The sequence below is a fragment of the Fenollaria massiliensis genome (assembly GCF_000312505.2).
Lineage (GTDB): Bacteria > Bacillota > Clostridia > Tissierellales > Peptoniphilaceae > Fenollaria > Fenollaria massiliensis.
The window spans coordinates 263,235-286,966 of the sequence record NZ_HG326225.1 but is presented as its reverse complement, the minus strand read 5'-3'; the positions used below and the strand labels follow the sequence as shown (position 1 = coordinate 286,966).

General features: G+C 32.8%; 21 protein-coding genes and 1 pseudogene. 15 read left to right on the top strand and 7 right to left on the bottom strand.

Features of this window, described 5'->3' with window-relative positions; translation table 11 throughout:
- Positions 1 to 56 precede the first annotated feature (56 nt).
- Positions 57 to 1,319 carry a DUF1576 domain-containing protein gene (locus tag BN30_RS08860; RefSeq protein ID WP_019214075.1) on the bottom strand — a complete coding sequence of 421 codons (1,263 nt, stop codon included), beginning with the start codon at positions 1,317 to 1,319 and terminating at the stop codon, positions 57 to 59.
- A gap of 136 nt (positions 1,320 to 1,455) precedes the next feature.
- On the opposite strand from BN30_RS08860, the gene BN30_RS03230 reads away from it, so the two are divergent.
- From BN30_RS03230 to BN30_RS03200, 8 genes are all read left to right on the top strand, one after another.
- Positions 1,456 to 2,025 (top strand): redoxin domain-containing protein, encoded by a 570-nt coding sequence (locus tag BN30_RS03230; protein WP_019214074.1) that lies wholly within the window; start codon positions 1,456 to 1,458, stop codon positions 2,023 to 2,025.
- Between the two features lie 162 nt (positions 2,026 to 2,187).
- A complete protein-coding gene (locus BN30_RS03225; RefSeq protein WP_019214073.1) occupies positions 2,188 to 3,603 on the top strand; it encodes a C69 family dipeptidase in 1,416 nt (471 codons plus the stop codon).
- 182 nt (positions 3,604 to 3,785) lie between these two features.
- Positions 3,786 to 4,448, top strand: coding sequence for an ABC transporter ATP-binding protein (locus tag BN30_RS10220; RefSeq protein WP_207636134.1), 663 nt, complete (start codon positions 3,786 to 3,788; stop codon positions 4,446 to 4,448).
- Positions 4,396 to 5,559: an ABC transporter ATP-binding protein gene (locus tag BN30_RS08855; protein WP_207636133.1), complete on the top strand. Its 1,164-nt coding sequence runs from the start codon at positions 4,396 to 4,398 to the stop codon at positions 5,557 to 5,559. Before BN30_RS10220 ends, BN30_RS08855 begins: the two co-directional genes overlap by 53 nt.
- A 109-nt stretch (positions 5,560 to 5,668) precedes the next feature.
- A complete protein-coding gene (locus BN30_RS03215; RefSeq protein WP_019214072.1) occupies positions 5,669 to 7,147 on the top strand; it encodes an ABC transporter transmembrane domain-containing protein in 1,479 nt (492 codons plus the stop codon).
- A gap of 78 nt (positions 7,148 to 7,225) precedes the next feature.
- Complete coding sequence (locus tag BN30_RS03210; RefSeq protein ID WP_019214071.1) at positions 7,226 to 8,122, top strand: DUF7916 family protein; 897 nt, start codon at positions 7,226 to 7,228, stop codon at positions 8,120 to 8,122.
- Positions 8,122 to 9,231, top strand: coding sequence for a M20 metallopeptidase family protein (locus BN30_RS03205; RefSeq protein WP_084691353.1), 1,110 nt, complete (start codon positions 8,122 to 8,124; stop codon positions 9,229 to 9,231). The genes BN30_RS03210 and BN30_RS03205 overlap by 1 nt, the downstream gene beginning before the upstream one ends.
- A 10-nt stretch (positions 9,232 to 9,241) precedes the next feature.
- Positions 9,242 to 10,045, top strand: coding sequence for an Mrp/NBP35 family ATP-binding protein (locus tag BN30_RS03200; RefSeq protein ID WP_019214069.1), 804 nt, complete (start codon positions 9,242 to 9,244; stop codon positions 10,043 to 10,045).
- A 284-nt stretch (positions 10,046 to 10,329) separates the two neighbouring features.
- Here the strand turns inward: BN30_RS03200 and BN30_RS03195 are convergent, their stop codons facing one another.
- The 3 genes from BN30_RS03195 to BN30_RS03185 all read right to left on the bottom strand — a co-directional run bounded on the left by BN30_RS03195 (position 10,330) and on the right by BN30_RS03185 (position 13,869).
- The gene (locus tag BN30_RS03195) at positions 10,330 to 11,538 is read right to left on the bottom strand and encodes a glycosyltransferase family 4 protein (RefSeq protein ID WP_019214068.1); all 1,209 of its coding nucleotides are present in this window, start codon (positions 11,536 to 11,538) and stop codon (positions 10,330 to 10,332) included.
- Between the two features lie 124 nt (positions 11,539 to 11,662).
- Positions 11,663 to 12,160, bottom strand: a complete 498-nt coding sequence (locus BN30_RS03190; protein ID WP_019214067.1) for a GAF domain-containing protein — start codon at positions 12,158 to 12,160, stop codon at positions 11,663 to 11,665.
- Positions 12,161 to 12,291: 131 nt separating this feature from the next.
- Positions 12,292 to 13,869: an ATP-binding cassette domain-containing protein gene (locus tag BN30_RS03185; protein ID WP_019214066.1), complete on the bottom strand. Its 1,578-nt coding sequence runs from the start codon at positions 13,867 to 13,869 to the stop codon at positions 12,292 to 12,294.
- Between the two features lie 113 nt (positions 13,870 to 13,982).
- Between BN30_RS03185 and BN30_RS03180 the strand changes: the two genes are divergently transcribed.
- The 3 genes from BN30_RS03180 to BN30_RS03170 all read left to right on the top strand — a co-directional run bounded on the left by BN30_RS03180 (position 13,983) and on the right by BN30_RS03170 (position 17,656).
- A complete protein-coding gene (locus BN30_RS03180; protein ID WP_019214065.1) occupies positions 13,983 to 14,228 on the top strand; it encodes a GlsB/YeaQ/YmgE family stress response membrane protein in 246 nt (81 codons plus the stop codon).
- 190 nt (positions 14,229 to 14,418) lie between these two features.
- A complete protein-coding gene (locus tag BN30_RS03175) occupies positions 14,419 to 16,110 on the top strand; it encodes an ATP-binding cassette domain-containing protein (protein WP_019214064.1) in 1,692 nt (563 codons plus the stop codon).
- Positions 16,097 to 17,656, top strand: a complete 1,560-nt coding sequence (locus tag BN30_RS03170) for an ABC transporter transmembrane domain-containing protein (protein ID WP_019214063.1) — start codon at positions 16,097 to 16,099, stop codon at positions 17,654 to 17,656. The genes BN30_RS03175 and BN30_RS03170 overlap by 14 nt, the downstream gene beginning before the upstream one ends.
- A 118-nt stretch (positions 17,657 to 17,774) precedes the next feature.
- On the opposite strand, the gene BN30_RS03165 is transcribed toward BN30_RS03170, so the two are convergent.
- From BN30_RS03165 to BN30_RS03155, 3 genes and pseudogenes are all read right to left on the bottom strand, one after another.
- Positions 17,775 to 18,347 (bottom strand): YdcF family protein, encoded by a 573-nt coding sequence (locus BN30_RS03165; protein WP_019214062.1) that lies wholly within the window; start codon positions 18,345 to 18,347, stop codon positions 17,775 to 17,777.
- Complete coding sequence (locus BN30_RS08850) at positions 18,344 to 19,177, bottom strand: 3D domain-containing protein (RefSeq protein WP_019214061.1); 834 nt, start codon at positions 19,175 to 19,177, stop codon at positions 18,344 to 18,346. The genes BN30_RS03165 and BN30_RS08850 overlap by 4 nt, the downstream gene beginning before the upstream one ends.
- 69 nt (positions 19,178 to 19,246) lie before the next feature.
- Positions 19,247 to 20,001: pseudogene (locus tag BN30_RS03155) on the bottom strand (exodeoxyribonuclease III).
- Positions 20,002 to 20,096: 95 nt separating this feature from the next.
- Here BN30_RS03155 and BN30_RS09555 point away from each other — a divergent pair.
- From BN30_RS09555 to BN30_RS03135, 4 genes are all read left to right on the top strand, one after another.
- Positions 20,097 to 21,650, top strand: coding sequence for a S1C family serine protease (locus tag BN30_RS09555; protein ID WP_019214059.1), 1,554 nt, complete (start codon positions 20,097 to 20,099; stop codon positions 21,648 to 21,650).
- Between the two features lie 130 nt (positions 21,651 to 21,780).
- Positions 21,781 to 22,011 (top strand): Veg family protein, encoded by a 231-nt coding sequence (locus tag BN30_RS03145; protein ID WP_019214058.1) that lies wholly within the window; start codon positions 21,781 to 21,783, stop codon positions 22,009 to 22,011.
- Positions 22,012 to 22,230: 219 nt separating this feature from the next.
- Positions 22,231 to 23,040 carry a 4-(cytidine 5'-diphospho)-2-C-methyl-D-erythritol kinase gene (gene ispE / locus BN30_RS03140; RefSeq protein ID WP_019214057.1) on the top strand — a complete coding sequence of 270 codons (810 nt, stop codon included), beginning with the start codon at positions 22,231 to 22,233 and terminating at the stop codon, positions 23,038 to 23,040.
- Between the two features lie 9 nt (positions 23,041 to 23,049).
- On the top strand, positions 23,050 to 23,727 hold the full coding sequence (locus BN30_RS03135; RefSeq protein WP_019214056.1) for a hypothetical protein: 678 nt from the start codon (positions 23,050 to 23,052) through the stop codon (positions 23,725 to 23,727).
- Positions 23,728 to 23,732: the final 5 nt, after the last annotated feature.

Here is a 23,732-nt window from a genome sequence, read left to right as displayed (position 1 = left end):
TTAATACAAAAGCAGATGCACATCATAATGCATCTGCTTCTTTTATATCTCATATACTATTGTTCCTTATTACCCTGCAAATACTTTGGTCTTTTATAGAATGTATCTAGTAGTGGTACCATGAAGGCAGCTATAAATCCGCCTGAGAAGCCATTGTTATAAAGGTTTAGTCCTGCATGAAGGCCGCCAACGTTGTTTATAAGCGCCATGTGCAAGAAGCCTGCCAAGAAGCCTGCGAAGCTACCGTAGTAGTTTGAGATTGGGCAAAGTGTTGTGCCGAAGAGGCTTGCAAGTAGAAGTGCTGTGTCATGCGGGTTGTAGACGTTGATCAGGCTCGCGACGTATATGCCTAAAAATATTGGTAGGGCATTTCTTATGTCTTTACCGATGAAGGCAAAGCCCATGATTGTCAGTATACCGCCGATGATTGGCCCGTTTAGCTCGCCGCCGACAAGTAGAACATAAAGTGTTGAGACTATACCTAGGGTACCTGCGTTTATTAGGCAAGCACCGATACCAAATTCTGCCTCGTAATTTTGAAGCATGGGTCCAGTTCTTTTAAGCAGTTTAAAATAATTTATTAGTGCATCTTGTTCACAAAGTCCCAAGGCTATGAAAAGTATTGATGTTAGCATGATTAGTGGCATGAATTTATCGTTGTAGCCGCTTAAGATTATACTTTTTTGTGGGAGATTTATATTTATGGTTTTTAAAAATCCTGAGTAAAACATAGCGATGATACCCGCTGTGAAGCCGCCATTGTAAAGGTTAAAGCCTTTATGAAACTCTTTGAATGGTTTTAAAAGCGGCGTAAATATAAAGCCAACTAAAAAACCTGCGAAAAAGGCGCAGACCACGCCAAAGACTCCGCCGACTAAGAGGTAGACGTTTGTCACCATAGGGGCAAGTGATGTAACGAATAGAGCATTTGCGATATTGTCCTCGACCTTTATCTTATATAGCCTTGTAAATGTCATGACTCCAAACATAAGCGGTACTGAGTTGAATAAGTTTTTACCGAACAAAGAGAAGCCTGATACAACGAAGACTGCTGCTATATGTATCCCTTTTAAATCTATCTTTCTAATATTCATCATCATGATTGAAAATAGTGTTACGATGGAGCTATTAACAAGGGCGGCGCCGATGTTTGCAAGCTTCATATAGTCTGTCACAAGCGATGCGGATGAGACGGATATTAGTTTTAAACCTGCATAAATTTCATCGGGTGTATTATAGGCAAAGCCTGTTATAAATAAAAATATGGCGTATATATATAAAATTAAGTACTTATATTTGTAATCACTAAGATTAATCATTGTATGCGCCTCCTTAAAATTCTTATATATATTTTATCATAAAATGGATAAAGTTGATATAATATTTTTGTTATTTATTTATATCTTTTGGGTATATATGAACTGAGCGAAAAAAGCTTATAATAAGGAGGTAAAAATGACAAATTTAATAGGTAAAAAATTAGACGAATTTAAGGTAAATGCATTTCAAGCTGGTAAGGACTTCTTTCAAGTAACAAATGAAGACTTAAAGGGTCACTGGAGCGTACTTTTCTTCTACCCAGGAGACTTTACATTTGTATGCCCAACAGAACTAGAAGCACTTGCTGAAGAATATGAAAACTTTAAGAAAGCTGGCTGCGAAGTATATTCAGTTTCAACTGACTCTGAATTTGTTCACATGGAATGGCAAAAAACATCTCCAGCAGTTTCAAAAGCTAAATACGTTATGCTAGCTGATAGAGCATTTGAACTTTCTAGAATGCTTGGAGTTTTAAACGAAGAAGAAGGTCAAGCATACAGAGGATCTTTCGTAATCAATCCAGACGGCGTTATCACTGCTTATGAAATCCATGATATGGGTATAGGCAGAAGCCCTAAGGAATTACTAAGAAAGGTAGAAGCTTCAAAATTCGTTAACGAACACGGTGACAAAGTTTGTCCAGCAAACTGGATGCCAGGCGAAGACACACTTACACCAGGCATGGATCTAGTAGGTACAATATAAGATATTTACAAGAGTAGGCGCATCTATGCCTACTCTTTTTACGTCTAGGCCATTTTAAAAAATTATCAAGATAAAGGGATAATTCGCTTGACGTATTAATATATTTGGTTGTATAATAAATATATAGGCAAAACTATGTGTGTAAATAAAGGAGGTTATTTAATGAGAAAAACAGAGTGTACAACTATATTAGTTGGTAAAAAAGCGTCTATAGATGGAACTATCATCATCGCGAGAAACGAAGATTATCATGACGCTATAAACTTAAAGAAATTTGTGGTTCATGAAGATAAACCAAATGGAAGCACTTATGAATCAGATAACACAAAGGTTAAAGTTAAATTGCCAAAGGGCGCAATGAGATATACAGCTATCCCATCAGATGATAAGAACGAACCAGGCCAATATGCTGAAGCAGGTTTTAACGAACTAGGCGTTGCAGTTAGCTCGACTGAAAGCTTATATGGCAACGAAAGAGTTTTAGCTCTTGATCCACTAGTACTTGATGGTATCGCAGAAGACGCTATAAATGATTTAGTTACACCATATGCAAAATCAGCTCGTGACGGAATTAAATTCTTAGGTGAACTTATCAAGAAATATGGTTCAGCTGAAGGCAATGGTATATTATTTGCTGATAAGGACGAAGCTTGGTATATGGAGATACCTACAGGACATCATTGGGTAGCAGTTAGAATACCTGATGATTGTTACGCTGTTGCTCCAAACCACGTTTGCATCGAACAAATAGACTTTAATGATAAAGAAAATTATATGTGGTCAGAAGGCATGGAAGAATTTGTTAAAGAAAATAACTTAAATCCAGACTTCGAAGGATTTAACTTTAGAAAAGTTTTTGGCACATATAGAGAGCTAGACAGAGTTTATAATACACCTAGAGCTTGGTACGCACATAAATTATTATCCTCATGCGACTTGGGCCCAACTTGCGGCGACATACCATTTATAAAGAAAGCTACAAGAAAGATTTCAGTTGAAGACTGCGCTAAAGTTTTAGGCTCACACTATAACGAAACAGAATTTGACCCAATAGGCTGGCAAGGAACAGAGCAAGAAAAGAAGAGATTCAGATGCATCTCACTATCAAGAACAGCTCACTCACACATCTTACAAGTATATCCAGATCTAGATGAAAAACTTAGAGGAGTAACTTGGTTATCCTTCGGAACAACAGCATTCAACCCATACGTACCATTCTTTAACTACGTAGAAGACACACCAAAAGAATACAGAACAGTTCCTGAAAAGATGGACATCGACAACGCTTACTGGCTAGCAAAAGTTTTCGCATACTATGCAGAAGAACATTACAAGCTATTCAATAGAGATACACATGAGTTCTTACAACGTATGGCAGTCTATGGCAGACAAAGAGTTATGGAAATTCAAAAAGGAGCAAAGGGCTTAGACGACAAAAAACTTATGAAATATTTGACAGAAGAAAACCAAAAGACAGCAACTTACTTCATCGAAGAAACAAAGAAACAATTACAAGATTACGCAACAAGAGCTTTGTTCACTTCAAAATTAACTTTCCAAATGGATAAGAATTTATAGAAAAAGTAAATAAATTGATTATAGGTGGAGAGAAATCTTCACCTATTTTATTGAATAAAATATTATTACGTAGTATAATTAAGATGTAAATATAATTTTACAAATTTCACAGGAGGTATTACGATGAGGGTAATTTTACATGATGTAAGAAAATAATATAATTATATCATGAGGTGAAACAATTGAAAAAATATAATGTGAAAAATTACTTGAGTTTATACTTTAAAAGCTTCAAGTATCTTTGGCGTGCGTCTAAAAGCAATGTCTTCGTGCTGCTTTTAGTGATTCCTTTACAAGCTTTGCTGCCATCGATAACTTTGTATATTGCAAATTACTTGATTGACAATGTCTTCAGTTTAAGTAATAAAATTTTATACATCGTTCTTGCTGCATGGGGACTTAGTTTTCTTTTGAATAACGTTTTTGCCCCACTAGTAACATTGGTACAAGGCAAGCTAACAGATGATTTAACATTTAAGCTTAACTATGACATAATGAAAAAGTCAGAAGAGATAGAGACCATTGATTATTATGAAGATCATAATTTTTATAATGACATTGAAATTTTAAGCTCTGAATCGAGCTGGAGGCCAGTAAATTTATTGGTTTTTGGAACGAGTATCATTTCTAATGCGATACTCTTTGTATCAATGTTATTTATATTCGCTAGCTTTCACGTGCTCATAGCTTTGGCGATGCTATTTGTTTTAGTGCCACAAGCCATCATAGCTTACTCATTGCAAGCGCAAGCCTTTGAAACACTTGTTTCTAATAGCGAAGAGTCAAGAAAGCTTGAGTACTATAGTCAAACTTTGTTATCTTCAAAAATCTATAAAAGAGGTTAGACTGTATAATCTATATAAATTTTTTATAGATAAATATACAGCTTCTTTTAATAAGATTAAAAAGGGTGTACACAAGGAAAGAAAGAAAAAATTTAGAAATTCTCTTTTCTTTTTGATAGTAACAGCTTTAATTAGTGTTGGAACATTTATCTATATAATTTACTCGATTAGAAAAGGTAGCCTTGGACTTGGAGCTATAATGCTGTTTGCATCAAGCGTTGTTTATGCGATGAACAGTATGTCAAGGCTTATTGAAGATTCTTCATTGCTTTACGATACTTTGCTTTACATGGAAAAGTTTTTTAAGTTTAATGAAATAAAAACTGATTTTGAGTGTGGCAATCTTGAAATGCCAGAAAATATAGACAGTATTGAGTTTAAAAATATTAGCTTTACTTATCCTAATGGCGATAAAAAAACACTTAATAATATTAGCTTTAGTGTAAATAAAGGCGAAAAAATTGCCATTGTTGGTGAGAATGGTGCTGGTAAAACTACTTTGGTAAAGTTATTATCAAGATTTTACAAGATTGACGATGGCGCTATCTTAATTAATGGAGTGCCTATAAGTAATTACAGCTATGAAGCATATAGAGAAAAGATTGCAGCTATATTTCAAGATTTTGCGAAATTTGATTTAAGTATAAGAGAAAATATTGTGATATCTGACTTAAATAAAAAAGAAAATATTGATGAGATAGAGCTTGCTCTTAAGAAAAGTGGATTTGATAAAGATTTTACAGCTAATTTAGATAAGGTGCTTGGACAGAGGTTTGAGGACAGCACGGATATATCAGGCGGTCAGTGGCAAAGACTTGCTTTAGCAAGAGCTTTTTATTCAGGGGCGCCCATACTTATCTTAGATGAGCCAACAGCTGCACTTGATGCAAGGATTGAGTATGAAATATTTCAAAAGTTTTTAGAACTAACAGAAGGAAAGACTGTATTTTTTATTACACATAGACTAGCAAGTGTGAGACAAGCTGATAAAATACTTGTTTTGAAAGAAGGACGAGTTGAAGCCTTTGATAATCATGAGACCTTGATGAAGAACGATGCATACTACAGAGAGCTTTATGAGATGCAGTCATCTTTGTATTATAAAAAATAAATTGATTATAGGTGGAGAGAAATCTTCACCTATTTTATTGAATAAATAAAGGTATTGCACTTTATTTAAGCTCATGATATCATATATATAACTTTGGGGGTGATAAATTATGTGGAAATTAAGAAAATATGTTTCGAATAAAGATTTCTTTAGCTACATCATCATATATATACTATATAAAATAACTTTTCTTTTAAGTCCATATCTATCTGGTATATTTATAGATGCATCAGTTGCGAAGGACTTTAATAAGATGATTTTATACGCTATATACAATATAATTTTGTTTGTGGCAGGTCAAGGAGTTATGTACTTTTTTGACATCATTGAGGGAGAGGCAAGTACTCGCTCGACCATTAATATATATGAAAAGCTTGATGATAATCTTTTAAGATACAATCTCAAAACTAATAATATTAGTCGTGACAAGATCAATCAAGAGATCACACATAATCTCGATGCTGTTAGTAAATACATATTCAAGACGCCAGTCAATGTAGTCTTTCAATTCATCACGATGGTCTTCATCTTTGTGATAATGCTTACTATATCGGTACCACTTGCATTTGTCATGCTTATAAGTGTGCCAGTAGGTGCTTACGTTTCATACAAGCTTGGCGATAAAATTTCTGATTACTCAGAAGAAAATATTCAAAACACACAAAATATCAACGGCTACATCTTGGATAAGTACGAGATAAACAAGTCTGAAAGGCTTTTAGATAAGAAGCAGCTATTTAATATAAAAGATTATTTAGAAAAGTATAAGAACACTTTGTTTAAAAAATTCAAATTACAATCCTTAGTTGAAAATTGGATGATATATTTTATTTTAAATGGCGTTATACTTATGATGACTATACTTTCAGGCTACTTTGTTTTCAATGGCAGTATAAGTATAGGTGCATTCTTTGCTTCACAGCTCTATGTTTCTCAGTTTTGGGGACCAGTGCAAGAGCTATTTGATATAAGAAATGAATATTTAAGCGATAAACCAGCCATCAATAATTTTGCTGAATTTTTAGAGATAGAAGCAGCTAAGTATAAAGATGATAAGATAAAAACTATTGAACTAAAAGATTTTGAGTGTTTAAGTAAAGATAATACTATTTTGAACGAAAAAGTCAACGCTTGCTTTGATGCGTCACATATCAATATTATCTGCGGTGACAATGGTACTGGCAAGACAACTATAGTCGAGGCAATACTTAATTATAACAAGAGATATAAGGGCAAGATATATATTAATGATGAAGAATTAAAAGACCTTTCATACTCAGACATAGTTTATATACCAGCAGATTACTTGATATCAAAGTTTGGCGTGCTTGAGGACAAATCTAAGATGTCATCAGGACAAAGGAAAAAGGCGCAATTTGATCTATCACTATTAACAGATAAGAGTGTGTATATTATAGATGAGCCAACAAACTTCTTAGACCTTGAGAATAAAGAAGCAATTTCAAGGCTTATATCTGATTTATACGATAATGGCAAGATAATTATAATGATTACACATGATAAAGACATTATGAATAAATTAAATAATGTAGAGACTATATATTTAGAAAGAAAAGTTGCAATATAGATAATATTACTGTAGGTGGAGATAAATCTTCACCTATTTTTTTATCATAATGGGTACATATATATAAGAGGTGATTATATGCTAAAGAGATTTTTTGATCTTAGTGGTGACGAGATCATTAATTTAAATAAAGATGAATTGAAACAAGCGATTAAGTCTTGTGAAGCGAGGATAGTTTTGTCTGAGAATGTTGTGGTTCAAGAGCCTGCGACTTATGGCGTGACATCGTCTGAGCTTGCTAAGGCTTTTGGCGCTGACCTAATTTTATTAAATTTCTTTGATGTAAATGAAAAGAAGATTAAAGGCCTTGATTATAGTGGTGATGACATCATTAAAAAGCTAAAAAATCTTGTTAAGAGACCTATCGGTTTAAATCTAGAACCAGTTCAAGACAAGAATATGTTTAGTGAAAAGAAAAATATTAGCGAGGGAAGAAAGGCGAGCGAAGAAAATATTAAAAAGCTTGATGAGATGGGCTTCGACTTCGTTATGTTTACTGGAAACCCTGGTACTGGCGTTGACAACGAAGGTATTAACGAGGCGATAAAACTTGCGAAAAAATATTTCCACGGACTTATCTTTGCTGGCAAGATGCATTCATCGGGCGTTGATGAAAAGATAGCTGACCATGATGTTTATGAAGGCTTTTTAATTGCCGGCGCTGATGTACTTTCTGTACCGGCTGTTGGCACATGTCCAGGTGTTTTCGATGAATACGTAAGAGCTATAGTCGAGCTTGCTCACAAAAACGGCGCTCTTGTGATGACTACCATCGGCACTTCGCAAGAAAGTTCGCCAAAGGAAGTCATTAGGGACATTGCACTTAGAAATAAAATTTTAGGCGCTGACATTCAGCATATAGGCGACTCTGGTTACGGTGGCCTTGCCATTTGCGAGAATATTTTTGAACTTTCAAGAACTTTAAGAGGAGATAGACACACATTTAAACTTATGGCTGCGTCTATAAATAGATAATGGATATAGAAAAGTTTATTCGTTTTAGAAAAGAGCTTCACAAGATGCCCGAAGAGGCTTTTAAAGAGGATAAGACTAGAGCTTTTATTAAAAATGCTTTAAAAGATGTCAATGGTCTTGAGCCTCTTGAGGACAAATCTTATTTATTCTATAGATATTTTAAGGGCGAGGACAAAAAGTCAATAGTTTTGCGCTGTGATATGGATAGCATTGTAAATAGCAAAAAGACACGCTTTCACGGCTGTGGTCACGATGGACACATGGCGATAATGCTTGGCACTATACTTTCAATGGATATGGCTAAGCTTGATAAGAACGTTTATTTTTTGTTTCAAGCGGCTGAAGAGACTGGTTACGGAGCGCTTGATGCTCTTGAGATTTTTGATAAATACAAAATTACTGAGGCTTACGGTCTTCATAATTACGCTGGAATCAAGACGGGAACTATATCTACAAAGAAGGGACTCTTGTTTTTATCGTCATTCGGCTTAAAATTAAATATACTTGGCAGGCAGTCTCATGCGTCCATACCAGAAAATTCGCTAAATCCGATATATGCTTGCAGCGAAATTATTAAAGATATAGAGCCATTTATTAAAAAAGACGCTTACAAAGATTTTACTCTTCAAGGAGAAAAATTTTCTGATAACATCTTCATAACCGTTGTTGGTGTAAAGCTTGGCGGAGAAAATTTTGGCGTATCGCCAGCAAATTTAGAGCTAGATTTAACCTTGAGAGCATATAACGACGATGACCTAGCAAAACTTAAAAATATTTTTGAAAATAAATATAAAAACACTTTAGAAGAGAAGGGTTTTGTGGTAGAATTAAATAGTACGGATGAGTTTCTATCGGTCGTGAACGACGAAGAGCTTTATGATTCTTTTACAAAAGCTATAGCAATGGATGGACTTCCATTTGAAGAGAGAAAAGAGATAATCAGAAGCAGTGAGGACTTCGGCTACTATAGGCGCAAGGCGAGAGAATTATTCTTCCTACTTGGTGTGGGAGAGGATCATAAGGACATTCACGACGAGGCGTATGAATTTAATGACGAGGCTATAGAGAACGGCGTAAAAGCGTTTTTATCTATAGCGTATAGACTATAGGAGGGATTAGATGAGCTGTGATAGTGATTGCAAGGCATGCAAAGATAAATGCGCATTTGAAAAATTACAAGCGAATGATAAATCAAAGATAAATAAGGTAATAGGTGTTGTGAGTGCAAAGGGCGGAGTTGGCAAAAGCTATGTAACAACGCTACTTGCGAACGCTTTAGCCAAAAAAGGCTACAAGGTTGGTATACTTGACGCGGACCTTACAGGACCGTCGATACCAGCATCCTATGGCCTTCATGGCATGATTTATTCTGAAGATGGCGTGAACATTGAGCCGGCTGAAGCGGCTAATGGAGTAAAAGTCGTATCAATGAACTTACTTATGGAGCACGAGACAGATCCGCTTATTTGGAGAGGACCTATGCTGATGGGTGTTCTAAGACAATTCTACCAAAACGTTAACTGGGGCGAACTTGATTATCTTTTAGTTGATATGCCGCCAGGAACATCAGATATACAGCTAAGTATATATCAATTGTATCCATTAAACGGACTAGTTATAGTTACATCTAGCCAAGAGCTTGTTGATATGATAGTTCAAAAAGCCTTTAAGATGGCTGGCTTAATGCACATCAAGGTATATGGCTTAGTTGAGAACATGGCTTACTTCATCTGCGATGAGTGCCAAAAGAAGCACTACATCTTCGGCGCGCCAAAGGCAGCGGCACTAGCTGAGAAATTTGGCGTGAAAGATTATGCGGCACTTGCTTTGAAACCAGAAAACACAAGGTACATAGACCTTGGTCAAGCAGATATACTTATCGAGAATGAATTAGATGGCATAGTAAAAGCACTAGAAGAATAATTTTTCAAAGGAATATAAAAGAAAAATAAAAATATTTATATATAAAAAGTTTATAAAGAAATTTTATTAAAACACATAGCAGAGTATGATTTTCGTACTCTGTTTTTTTGTTTTGATTTGAAATAAGAAAGCAAAAAATGATTCTTATTTCAGAAAATGATGATTATTTGAAATAAGGAATGGAAAATATATTTATTATTTCAGAAACTAGCGTTTTTTTGAAATAAGAAAAAATTAACGCCTCGATAATGAGGCGTTTTTATCTGTGAGTAATTATTTAATTATTATTTAATTATCCCAAGAATTCTTTTTCCTAAATTTGCCCATGAATATTCATGCAAATCTCTTGAAATTTCTTCTGTGAATAAATTAGCATCTAGTCTAGCTATCTGCTTTTCTATATTTGCGGCAAGTCTCTCGACATAGGCATGTATGTCCTCTGTATATGGCTTATCTACGTCACGTATACGAGGAAGCTTTGTAAATTCGATTATTCCGCTGTTTACAAGTTTTTCACCAAGCAATTGTCTTAGTCCGTCTATCTCTGAAGCGACTACTAATTTGTGGCAGGCAAGTGCTTCTATCGCAACTAAACCAAGGGCTTCAAAGTATGACGGCAAGATGAATATATCTGAGCGTCTTAAATCTTTTGCCATAAGCAATTGATTTTCAGCGTCTCTTATATATAAATTTTTGGAGTAATTTGCCTCCATCATCATCTTTTCTTTATCTTCATCTGATGCGTTTCCTATGATGTGCATCTCAACATTGTCATGATTTTTTTCTAAATATGGAAGTGTCGCTGCTAGGGCAAAAATGCCTTTTGATTCAACGATTTTGCCAGCGAACATGAGTCTTATCTTGCCATCATTTTTATGATTTTTATTAGGGTAGAAGACTTTGTCGTTATAAGCGCCGCCAACTAAGTGAATTTTTTCTTTAGCTATGCCAAGTATTTCTTCGATTTGCTCGTGCTCAGCTGGTGTTACGGTCAAAACTTGATCAAGGTCTTTAAGATGAGTAAGCCTATTTAAAAATCTTTCGTGCTGCATAATTTGTCTCATGTCAGTTCCGTGACTGATTCCAACGACTTTCACATCGTCAAAGATTTCACGAACTAGGTCTGTCAAAAACATTAGGTGGTGAGAGATAACTAAGTCTGGCTTGAATTCATTTTTCACTTTAACAAGTCTCTTGCGAAAGGCTTCTAGCATTGTATCTATCTCATCTTCACTCATCTCGCTGTATACAGTCGACCTATATGGCATGATGTCGCTCATGCCGCAGATGTGGAAAGGCACTTCATCTGTGTCATATAAAACTTCTTCTATCACGTCCGCATCTACATCGATTAAGTCTCTGTGCTTTTCTTCAGCGCCGTATATGGCAGCGTTTTGAGTGCCAGCCGCCTTAAAGGCAGATATTAAATTTGCAAAGTAAACACCACTACCAGTTTTAGCAGGAAGCTGTGTCAAGACGTGTAGTACTCTCATCTATGTCCTCCATTTCATATTTAAGCTTTCTAAAGCAATTGTAACAAAAAGCTAATAATTTATCAATACATATAAAATATTATAATAAAATTGCCTATACCAATAAGATAATTCAATATTAATTTTATCTAAGTGACGTGTCACTATGCTTTACAATATAGTCAACAATTTTTTCTAAATACTCTTTGTCAATAGCATCAAAATTACTATATTCATACGAGTCGATGTCCAAAACGCCAACGCCGCGAGTCATATTATATATAGGTACGACAATTTCACTTTTGCTCAGAGAATCACATGCAATATGGCCAGCAAAGCTATTAACATCATCGACGACAATAGTCTTTTTATTTGAGTAAGCAGTGCCGCAGACACCCTTGCCAAGCATTATCCTGTTACAAGCAGGTTTGCCTTGAAAGGGTCCAAGCACTAGATTAGTTCCGTCATATAGGTAAAAGCCAGACCAAGACACGCCATCAATCAAGTGATATATGATGGCAGCCGTATTCGCAAGATTGGCTATAAAATTAGTTTCCTCTTGAAATTGGCGCCTAATCATTTCGATCGCAAGCTTATATTTATCCTCTTTACTTAAATTATTTGCTCTACTTATGTCAATCATTTAATCACCTCAAGAAAATATTATCATAAATATAGTATTTTGTAAATTAAATTTTACATTAAAATACCCTCTTATCTCCATATTTGGATTAAGGGGGTACTTACATTTACTTTTTACTAATATATGATGATTTACAATCTAATAACTTCGTCAAATTTATTTAGTGTTTCCTCATAATTAGTATGTGTTATAACTATAACTATCTTATTACTTATTTTAAATATTAAATCAAAAATAGTTTTACTTGTTTCTCTGTCTAGGTTTGATGTTGGTTCATCAAAAATAAGGACATCATAATCTTTTACTAGAAATCTAAGTATATCTATCCTTTGCTTTTCACCAGTTGAAACTAAATTTCTACTTCCATCTTCAATGTTTTTATTTAAAAATTCTTCAGTAAATTTTAGTTGATTATATAAGTTTTGTTGAATATTTAAGTTTCTATACAGTTCAATATTATCTTTTATGGTTCCATCCACATAGAAATCATTTCTTTGAATATAAGCAATTTTATTGAATAGACTTTTTGTATCAATCTTATTAATGTTTGTTTCGTTTATTAAAACTTCACCACTGTATGAATCGGATGAGTAATACTTCATTATTAGTTTTACTAATGTTGACTTACCTCTACCAGACTCGCCAACTATAGCATACTTTTTATTACATTCAAAATTAACATTATAATTGTCAAATATATGCTTATCTTTAAAATCCATGCTTAAGTTTTTAATGGCTATGCTATTAACATTATCATTTAGCTTTATGTCAAGGCTTTCTTCGCTATCTGTACTCATTATATCTTCAAAGTTTTTAACGATATCTTTAACTGTACCCATTAGATTTTTGTTTTGAGCAAATTCTTGAACTGGACTAAAAACTCCATTCAATAAGTTTATAGAAGATATTAAGAGACCTACTGTTAAATCTCCACGCAATACAAACCAGATGCCTATAGACATACAGGCAAGTTGAGCAAAGAAGCTGAAAAATATTCCCAAAGTATTTGCAAAACGAGAGGCAAACATGTACTCTAGTCTTACGTTTTCAAAATCATTATCTTTTTTCTTGAAGATATTTTGAAAAATATCAAAGAGATTAAGGAGCTTTATTTGCTCAAATCCTGATAAATTATTATTTATAAGCTTTAGATTATCTGCATTTCTTTCTGAAAACTTAACAGTTTTCTTTGCCATAATTACACCAGGTAGCTGTGATAAAATAATTGTTACTAAAGTAACTGCTACAAAAGAAAGACCAAGTTTCCAATTAATAAAAAATATAGTACCTACACTCACAATTGCACTTATAATGTTTGAAACAATATCGCACTTTGGTCCTAAGTAGTTATCATTATAAAAATCAATGTTTTTAGTTAGATTATTCAAATAATACTCATTGGATACACTCATATAGTCTGATATTTCCTTCTTTCCTATTGAGTTGTATAGATGCATTTTTAGATCTTTTATTACATCAGATGCGTATTTACTTTTAACATAACTAAAGATACTAGAAAGAACAAACCATAGAAAAATAATAAGAATACAAGATAAAATTTTATCTTTAAGTGAGCTATTCTTATTAACAACTACGTCAATAACTTTACCTAGCCTTATAGCAAAAACAGAAAATAAAAACGATGTAGCTATACTTAATATTATTGTTAATAAATATTTAAAGCTATGTTTTTTTAGAATTCGATTCATATATATCACTCCTTTAACTAATTATATCATTTATGGGGGGGGTTGCAATAAAATTTTTATATTATTTTAATATTTTTTTGTTTTGGGTAATAGTATAAAAAGGGGGAGATATTATGTATTCAATTATAGTAGGAGCTTTATCAGGATGGATTGCTTCATTAATAATGAAAACTGATAAACAAATGGGCTGGATTAAAAATATATTAGCTGGACTTATAGGCGGCGGCATTGGTAGATGGATTGCCAAAATCGCACGCTTTGAGGCAAAGGGAGGCTTCGTTAATGATGTAATCGTTGGCGTTGTCGGCGCAGTTGTACTAATTTGGATAGTTAATATGTTTTTTGGAAGAAGAAGATAATAGATTTAATTATATGAAAAAACTCTTGGGCCGTGGCTCAAGAGTTTTTTTGCATGCGCTAAATAAAGCTAAGTGACGTTTAATAAATTTAAAAAATAAGTAAAATATTGTTTTTGAAAAAAATGTGTTATAATATATTTATTATAATGAGAATTAGTAAGCAAAACATTATATATAATAGGAGGCAATTATGAAATTTAAAATCAAAATTTTGGAAAAAATAAAAACATCAACTATAATAGAACTTATTTTTTCACTATTATATACTATGTGTATAGCGTTAATACCATATGTTCAAAAAGAATTGTTTAACAGTATAGGTAATAACACTAAAAATTTATTAATAAACTTGGGATTTACATATTTGGCGTTAATATTAGGTAGCGCTATATTTCAATTTATATCACAATACAATGAATGGAAGAGGGATAAGGAATTCGTTAAGTATACGAAAGACATTATTTTCAAGTCAATTTTCGGAAGACCTAATTATGTGTTTAAAGAAAAAAGCGTTGGTGAATATTTAACCATAACAAATAATAATGTTGAAATCATAGAAGATGAATACTTGTCAACATATGTCGATATAATTAAATCTATTGTTCAATTACTTATATATACAGTTTCCTTAGTTGTTTTTGTGGACTATAGGATAGCCATTGCTATTATTTTAGCATCGCTTATAAGTGTAATAGTCCCTAAAATAACTGCTAAGAAATTAGCAGAAAAAAGAAAATTTTATCAAGATAGTTTTGGTAATTATACAGACATTTTAAATGACTTCTACTTGGGGCATATGGGACTGGATGAAGCATCAAAACGTGGAATAAGAAAATATCATTATCAAAGACTATCTGAAACAGAAGATCAAAAATTAGCATTTGGCAAATTTAAAACTTTTGTTAATATTGTTAACGGTTTTGTTATGGATTTAGTCAGTCTTACAGCTTTTATAATGGTAGGCTATTTACTTATTAGTGGTGAAATTACCATTGGAGCAGGGGTTGCAACATTTGCTTATATTGAAAGTTTTATTTATCCTATTAAATATATTTTAAATGATGTAAATGCAATAAATTCTTGCAAGGAAATTGTTAGAGAAGCAAAAGAAATAGGAAATGAGTATTTAGAAAATGAAAAAGAATGTAGCTGCATACTGCCTAAATATAATGAAATATCTTCTTTGAAATTAGAAAATTTAGAATATGCAATAAATGATTTTTATTTAGGACCGGTAAATATTGAATTTAAATCAGGAAATAAATATCTAATAATAGGTGAAAGCGGCAGTGGCAAGTCAACACTACTAAAGACCATTGTTGGACAAATTGAGCGCGATAGAGGGGACATATATATAAACAATGAAAGCATAAGTAATAATTTATCTGAATTTGCTTCAGAGAAAGTTTTTTATATCACTCAAAACTCACATGTTTTTTCAGTACCTTTTCTTGAACAACTTACACATTTTAATGCATACGATGAAAAAGACATTTGTTCTTATTTGAACAAATTACCTAAGACTATTGTTAATAGGTTAGTAAATTCAAATAATTGTAATGAACTAAGCGGTGGCGAAAAGCAAGTAGTAAACATCTTGACCTGTGCCTTAGCTAAAAAAGATATTATTTTAGTCGATGAAGGATTGTCAGCTATTGATATTAATACTAAAAAACTTGTTCGTGATGAAATTATTTCTAATTATAATAGTAAAATTTATATTGAAGTATCACATGATATTGGTACAGATAATATTGACTATTTTGACTATATAATTCGAATAAAAGGAGGCAAAGTTTTAGATGTATATACCAAGCAAGAATATATTTCGAAAAAAATAGTTAATGAAATATATATAGGAGGCAATTATGATAAGAGATAAATATAAAAAGAATTTTCCTAAAATCTTATTGCTATTTATTACAGGTATAATCGTAGGTAGTTTGAGCATATTTCCTATGGTTTTTATTCAAAAAGTTATAGATTATTTAACATTGGGAAATCAGAGCGAATTTATTAAATACATAATACTTTATTCGCTTGTTTATATTTTAGTCAATATGTTTAAAATAGCTCTTGTAAATTTCGGATCGAAATTTGAATTGAATTTGAATAGAGATATAAAAGATGAGATTGTTGAAAGTATTCTTAGTACAAAGATTGAACAATTAGAGCAAGCTGGACGCAGTAACGTCTTTAATGTAATTATCGACGATTTAAAATCGCTTGATGATAAACTAATACCATTAATATTTGATTTAGGCTTTTCAATATCAAGCTTTATAATTGGTTCAATCATAATTATAAATTATGATTACATAATGCTATTTGCGATGATTATAATATCTGCCATATCGACACTGGTGATTCAAAAGATTTTACACAGTTCAGAGATGGCATCTGAAAAGAGCCAAATTCAAAGACTTAACGTAATTAATAAATTTTTTGACATTATTGTTGGAGCTAGAGATATAAAACTATTTAATAAAGAGAAAGTTTTTACAAGTGAGTTTCACGAAGAGAATCATGAATTAACTAAGCTTGACAAAAAAATTGTAAATATTAAAAATGTTTCTCAAGCACTTGTAAGTTTATTGTTTAATCTGATTATGGCAACTCTAATTTTTATTGGAGGTATGCGTGTTAGCCAAGGCAGTCTCTCTGTCGGAGCGCTAATCGCCATCATATTATATGCATCGATGATCACTGATCCAATATTTAATATCATAGAAAATCAAAAAGAAATATCCGCTTTTAAAAACTCAGTTAAAAGAATAGATGAGACTTTCAACAGCATAGATAGAGAAAATATTGATTTAATCGAAGACTTTAACGAAATTCAATTTAAGGACGTTTCACTAAAATATGGCGACAATCAGATTCTAAATAATTTTAATTTGATTATAAATAAAAATGATAAATTAAAGATTAACGGCAGAACTGGTTCGGGTAAGTCGACCATCGCAAAACTAATTACTAATATGTATAAGCCGACTTCTGGTCATGTTTATGTCAATGGCAAAGAAAATCAAATGATATCTTTATCAGCAGTTTTTCAGGAGAACAAATTGTTTAACATGTCAATCATTGATAATATCACATTCAAATCTAAAGTTGACGAGGACAAACTCAATGAGATTATAAAGATATGTAGACTAAATGAAGTTATTGAAAAATATGGCTTAAATAATATTGGTTTTGATAGTAGCACTCTATCTGGCGGCGAGAAGACGCGAGTATTACTAGCAAGGGCCTTATACAAGGACTGCGAGCTATATATCTTTGATGAGATAAGCACAGGACTTGACGAGACGCTATTCTATGAGATATTTGATGATATTATGAAATATTTATCATCAAAAACAATTATTACTATTGACCATAAATACATTGACGAAAAGTATTTTACAAAGAGCATTGCTATATAAATTAAATATTTTTGACAAGTAATAATATTTGAGATTTATAAATGGATAGGATCTACTTTTCTATCCATTTTTTGCATGAAAAAGGCAGAACCAAATCGTTCTGCCTAATATAATCTTATTAAACTTTTCCTGTCACTATTTTAAACGCTAAATAAAATATCGATGCGACTTCTTGTAAATAGTTTTTGACTAGTATATCTTGTGGTGTTTTGGCTGAGTACAGCTCGTGCTTGATGCCGATGTATTTACTTATTAAATCGAGCCTAAACATGTGAAAGCCATTTGACACGATTAAATAATTTTTATCTTTGCCAGCTATGTCGCTTGCAAACTCAAGATTTTCTATAGTATTTTTAGAGTTCTCTTCGGTGATGACGTCACTTTCATCAACTCCAAGTGATACAAGATAGTTTTTTGCTATCATCGCCTCGCTTATGCTTTCGCCCTGACTCTCAGCGCCTGTAGTGATTATCTTTGCGCCTCCATTTATAGTATAGTACTCATACGCTGCGTCAAGCCTATACTTTAGTGCGAGCATCGGCTCATTGTTCTTGCATCTTGCTCCTGGTACTATGATGTACTCAGGCGAAGTAGTAGGTCTCTTGCTGTTATTAAAAATAACTAAGAGCTCCAAAACTATTGCCAAAGCTAAAAATATTTTTATTAATAGCTTAATTAGTTTTTTTATCATTTTAATATATACACCATTACTGGTCTTCTACCAAATTGCATGCACTCCCAAACTGTATCCATGAAAAGGTCAACTCTCATGCCCTTGATAGCGCCGCCAGTATCTTGAGCGATTGCAAAGCCATAATCAGGAATACCTGGTGTTAAGCTCTTGATATATAGCTTAGTGCCTAGAGGTATTACACGCGGATCAACAGCAACTGTGCCTCTTTTAGCTCTTGCGCCTGAAGCAGTTATGCCGTAGCCTTTGTCACCAGGCCTCTTGCCAGTTGATTGGAAGCCAGCTTCATAAGCGGTTGCTACCATTTTAAAAGATTTTCTTGCGACAAAGTCACCTCTATCGTTAGTGAAAACATCTTTTGTGCCTTCTTCAAAAACTTGGTCGATTGGCTTGATTATTGTCTCAACGTGAATTATTTCTTCTTTAATAAGTTTGTCACCTGCATAATACTCTTTGCATTTGACTTTGTTCTTGCCGTTTACTCCTTGAACTAAAATTTTGCTTTGATTATGGTTTAGTTCTTTGTTTTTCTTCTTAATAGTTTTAAAAGGTGCATCTACTTCTTTTTCAACGACTTTAATCTCTACCTTTATTATACTAATCTTTCCTTCACTTTTAAGCTCTGTTTCTAAATCTGGTATGACGATGTCATCATCATTAATTTTAATCTTTAGATCATCTAAAAGCTCTTTAACTGTAGTGCATGAAGTTTTATACGTCTTAATGACTCCATTGTTATCAATCTCATATACGTGATTTTTAGCATCTTTAGCGAAAGAAAGACTTGATACTATTAATAAGAATAAAATAAAATTAATTAATTTTCTCATAGTCTTCTCCTTTCATTTTTTTAATATATGCTATTATAACAAAATTAAAGCACTTTTGTCAAATCGAGGCTAAAATTCTATATCAAGTGAGACTGGACAATGGTCTGAACCCATGACATCATCAAGGATTGCTGCGTCTTTGATATTGCTTTCAAGCTCTTTTGATACTAAGAAGTAATCAATTCTCCAGCCAGCGTTTCTCGATCTTGCTCTTGTTCTGTATGACCACCATGAGTATTTATCTTCAAGATCAGGGTAGAAGTATCTAAATGTATCGATGAAACCCGAATCAAGTAGCAAATTAAACTTTTCTCTCTCTTCGTCAGAAAAACCTGCCTTGCCTCTGTTTTCTTTTGGATTCTTAAGGTCAATTTCGTTGTGAGCCACGTTTAAGTCGCCGCAAACAACAACGCCCTTAGTTTTTCTTAAACCATTAAGATATTCTCTAAAAGCATCTTCCCACTCTTGTCTGTATTTTATCCTTTTTAACTCATTTTGAGCATTTGGCGTATAAACATTAACAAAGAAAAAATCATCATACTCAAGAGTTATAACTCTTCCTTCAGTATCATGCTCAGCTATGCCAAGACCATAAGTCACATTTTTTGGCTCAGTCTTAGTAAGTATCATGGTTCCTGAATAACCTTTCTTTTCAGCGTAGTTCCAATACTCGTGATAGCCTTCACGCTCCATCATAAGTATTCCTTCTGATATTTTAGTCTCTTGAAATGCGTATATATCAGCCATAGTGTCATCCAAAAACTCATTAAAGTTTTTTTAAGGACGGCTCTTATACCATTAACATTCCACGAAATAAATTTCATTTAATCACCTCTTTTAAAATTTTCACATCCTTATCACCATTCTATCACAAAAGACGTTTATAATAAAGACAGAAAAACAAAAGGAGGAATAAATTATGAAATTTGATGAATTTGGCAATGAAATTATTGACGATGAAGAAATTATTGCTAATAATGATAATTGTGATGACAATTGCAATGACAACAGCAATAGCAATAGCAATGATAATAATAATGACAATGATTTTTCATCTGATGATGATTTTACTTATGAAAGAAAAACTTATAGGAGGGCAAATCAATATGATAGGCCTCAAGCAAGCAGAGCAAAATTTTCTTATAACGAGGTAAATAAAAAAGAAAAGAAGCGTTATGGAACAGGTGTTCTTATCTGGTCAATAATATTTTCAATTTTCTTTGGTACGCTAACAGGCTTTGGTGGAGCTTACATGTTTAACAAGGCAAATGATGTATATAACTATATGCACAGCGAAGCGAAGAATGATACACAAAAGATTACAATTGATCAACCGACTGAAATAGTTGAAGCAGCTACTAAGAAGGCTATACCATCTGTTGTAGGTATAACTACTCAGGTTATTTCTAGAGACTTTTTTGGTAGACAAGCTTTAGGAAAGGGCACTGGCTCAGGCGTTATAGTTAATTCAGATGGATATATCATCACAAACGCTCACGTTGTTAACTCAGAAGTTCAAGAAAAAAATAACGCTTTTGATGATTTTCCATTTGGAAATGAATTTCCTTTCGGTGGCGGATCAAAGGGCGATAAGCAAAGAAAAACTGACGATGAAGATATAGATGAAGATGATGATGACGAAGAAAATAATAACAATGACAATGACAACGCTTATGATTACAATAGCAAAAATAAAGATAATAAAAAGCAAAGTAAAGGCGGCAAGATAAACGTTTTACTTGATGACGGCTCAACACATAAGGCAAAGATAGTTTGGATGGATAAGGACATGGATCTTGCCATAATTAAGATAAATGCAAAGAATCTTCCAGTTGCTGAACTTGGTGATTCAGACAAAGTACAAATCGGTCAAATCGCTATCGCCATAGGTAACCCACTAGGTCTTGATTTTAACAGAACAGTTACTTCTGGTGTTATCTCTGGTAAGGATAGAACTATAAAAGTAGAAAATCAAGTTATAAATAATCTAATTCAAACAGATGCATCCATCAACCCAGGAAACTCTGGTGGACCGTTACTAAACTCAAAAGGCGAAGTCATAGGCATTAACACAGTTAAGCTTACTAACGCAGAAGGCCTTGGCTTTAGTATACCTATCAATATGATTAAAGGCGTTTTGAATTCAATCTTAAAGACAGGCAAGGCACAAACAGCTCAACTAGGCGTTTCTATCTATAATGCAAAAGATTATGAAGCAGCTTTAAGAGTCAAATTAAACACAAATAAGGGCGTTATCGTCTTAAGCGTTGCAAGTGGTACTGCAGCTGACAAAGCTGGCATCATGGCAGGCGACATACTACTAAAGGTAGATGACAAAGAAGTTACAGATGTTAATACACTTAAGTCAATAATGTTCGGCTACAATCTTGGTGACGAAGCCACTCTTAAGATTAATAGAAATGGCAAGGAAATGGACGTTAAAATCAAGTTTACGAGCATGAACAAAAACTAATTACTGTAATTACTTTAGTACAATTATAAAATAAATATATATAAATGATTGACAAAATTTATTAATTATGCTATACTATATATAGATGTAGATAAAATCTATGAAGTATATGAAGGGTGGGATTCATCTTATGAACGAGATTAAGAGAATTAGAAGAAGTGTTGAGAGTATTTTAGGTAAAAAAGTGCATCTAACGACAAATGTTGGTCGAAATACCTTTGTCGAGGCACAGGGGGTAATTACTTCAGCATATCCAAATCTATTCACAGTTACTCTAGAAGATGGACAAAATAACGATCAGGTTATATCGTATACTTATTCAGATGTACTAACATCGACAGTAGTAGTAAAAATAATCTAAAAAATATCCTCACAGCGATGTGAGGACTTTTTTTGCCTTTTATGGATTATGATTAAATTTTTATAAATATATTTTTATAATTATTATGACGCTTAAAATATTTTTTATAAGATTAATTTCGCGTCAATATCATGAGCAATATTTTAAATAAAAATAAAACTATACATTGAATTTAAAATGTGTTATAATGAATGTAAGAGTGGAGGAGTATGTAAGGTCATGTTAAAAACAAAATCTTATGCGAAAATTAATTTGCATCTTGAAGTCATATCCAAAAGGGACGATGGCTTTCATGACATCATCACTCTTATGTCTAAAATTAATCTTTATGATGAGATAGTTTTTGCTAAGGCAGAAGATTTTATTATCAATAGCAATATTGATATAAAGGATAATATCATGAAGAAAGCTTATGATTTAGTAAAAGAGATAAGAGATATAAAAGGATTAAGTATAGAGCTTAAGAAGAATATACCTATGGGCGCTGGTCTTGCTGGTGGCAGTTCAAACGCTTATGAAACAGTTAGGGCGCTTGATGAGCTTTATGATTTATCCTTGACAAAAGAAGAATATTTTGATATTCTTTTAAAGCTTGGTAGCGACTGTAATTTTTTTACTGCTAGGTCGGCTGCCATTTGCACAGGTAGAGGCGAAAAAATTAAAGAAGTAGAAGGACTTAAAAAATATAATGTACTTTTAGTTAATCCTGGCATAAACATTAGCTCGAAAGATGTTTACGAAGGCATGTCCTTTGATGGAGACTACTTAAGTAGTGAAGCTATTGAAGATCTTATAAAAAAAGATGATTTTAAAAGGGTTAAAAACAATATGCAAGACTTTGTTTTTGCTAAATACATAGCTGTTAAGAAGCTTTTTGATGAAATGAGTGCTTTGGGCGGTTTCAAAACCATGATGAGCGGCTCAGGATCGAGTGTCTTTAGTCTATTTGAGAATGAAGAAGAGCTTCAAAAGGCTTATGATTTAATGAAAAACCGCTACCAATTTGTGATTAAAACTCACTTGATATGAGGTGATTTAATGCTACAAAAAATATTAGAACCAATATTTACATTTTTATATATAGTAATAATATTTGTTATGGACAATTTTATAAATAAATATAATTATGCTGACAAAGATTTTAAGCTGCAAAGCATATTTACCAAGACGTATGTGGTCTTTGTCACCCTTTTCTTAGGTATCAGGACTTATGCTTTGTTTTTATCGGATGATGAGAAGATTATAAGGCTTACAAACATCTCTTTATTTATAAGTTCACTTATGATACCAATACTTTTGATAATATTTTATTATCTAGCGGCAAGAACACTAAAAAAGAGAAGGATGCCAGATGCATCAAACATAATTTATTTATTAAGTGCGATACTGATGATACTAACACTGCTTCCGCAAAATGGCTGGTTCCAAGACAGAATCAGTACCTTTATGGAAGTATTTAGAACCATAATCGCTTTAATACTTAATGTATTAATTTTCTTAAGCGTTTTTAAAAATGCTGTCAGAAGAAGAAATGTAAATATACAGAGGGCATCGCTTTTATTCTTTTTAGCGGGATTATTCTATTGCCTTGCAAATATTTTAAGAATAGCTAGAGCAAAGAACATTCTTTATGTGCTTAGCTTAATATTGATATTAATTATGATATACACATGGTACAGAACCATTCGCAAAAAAACTGAAATATATAGAGTGTAAAGGAG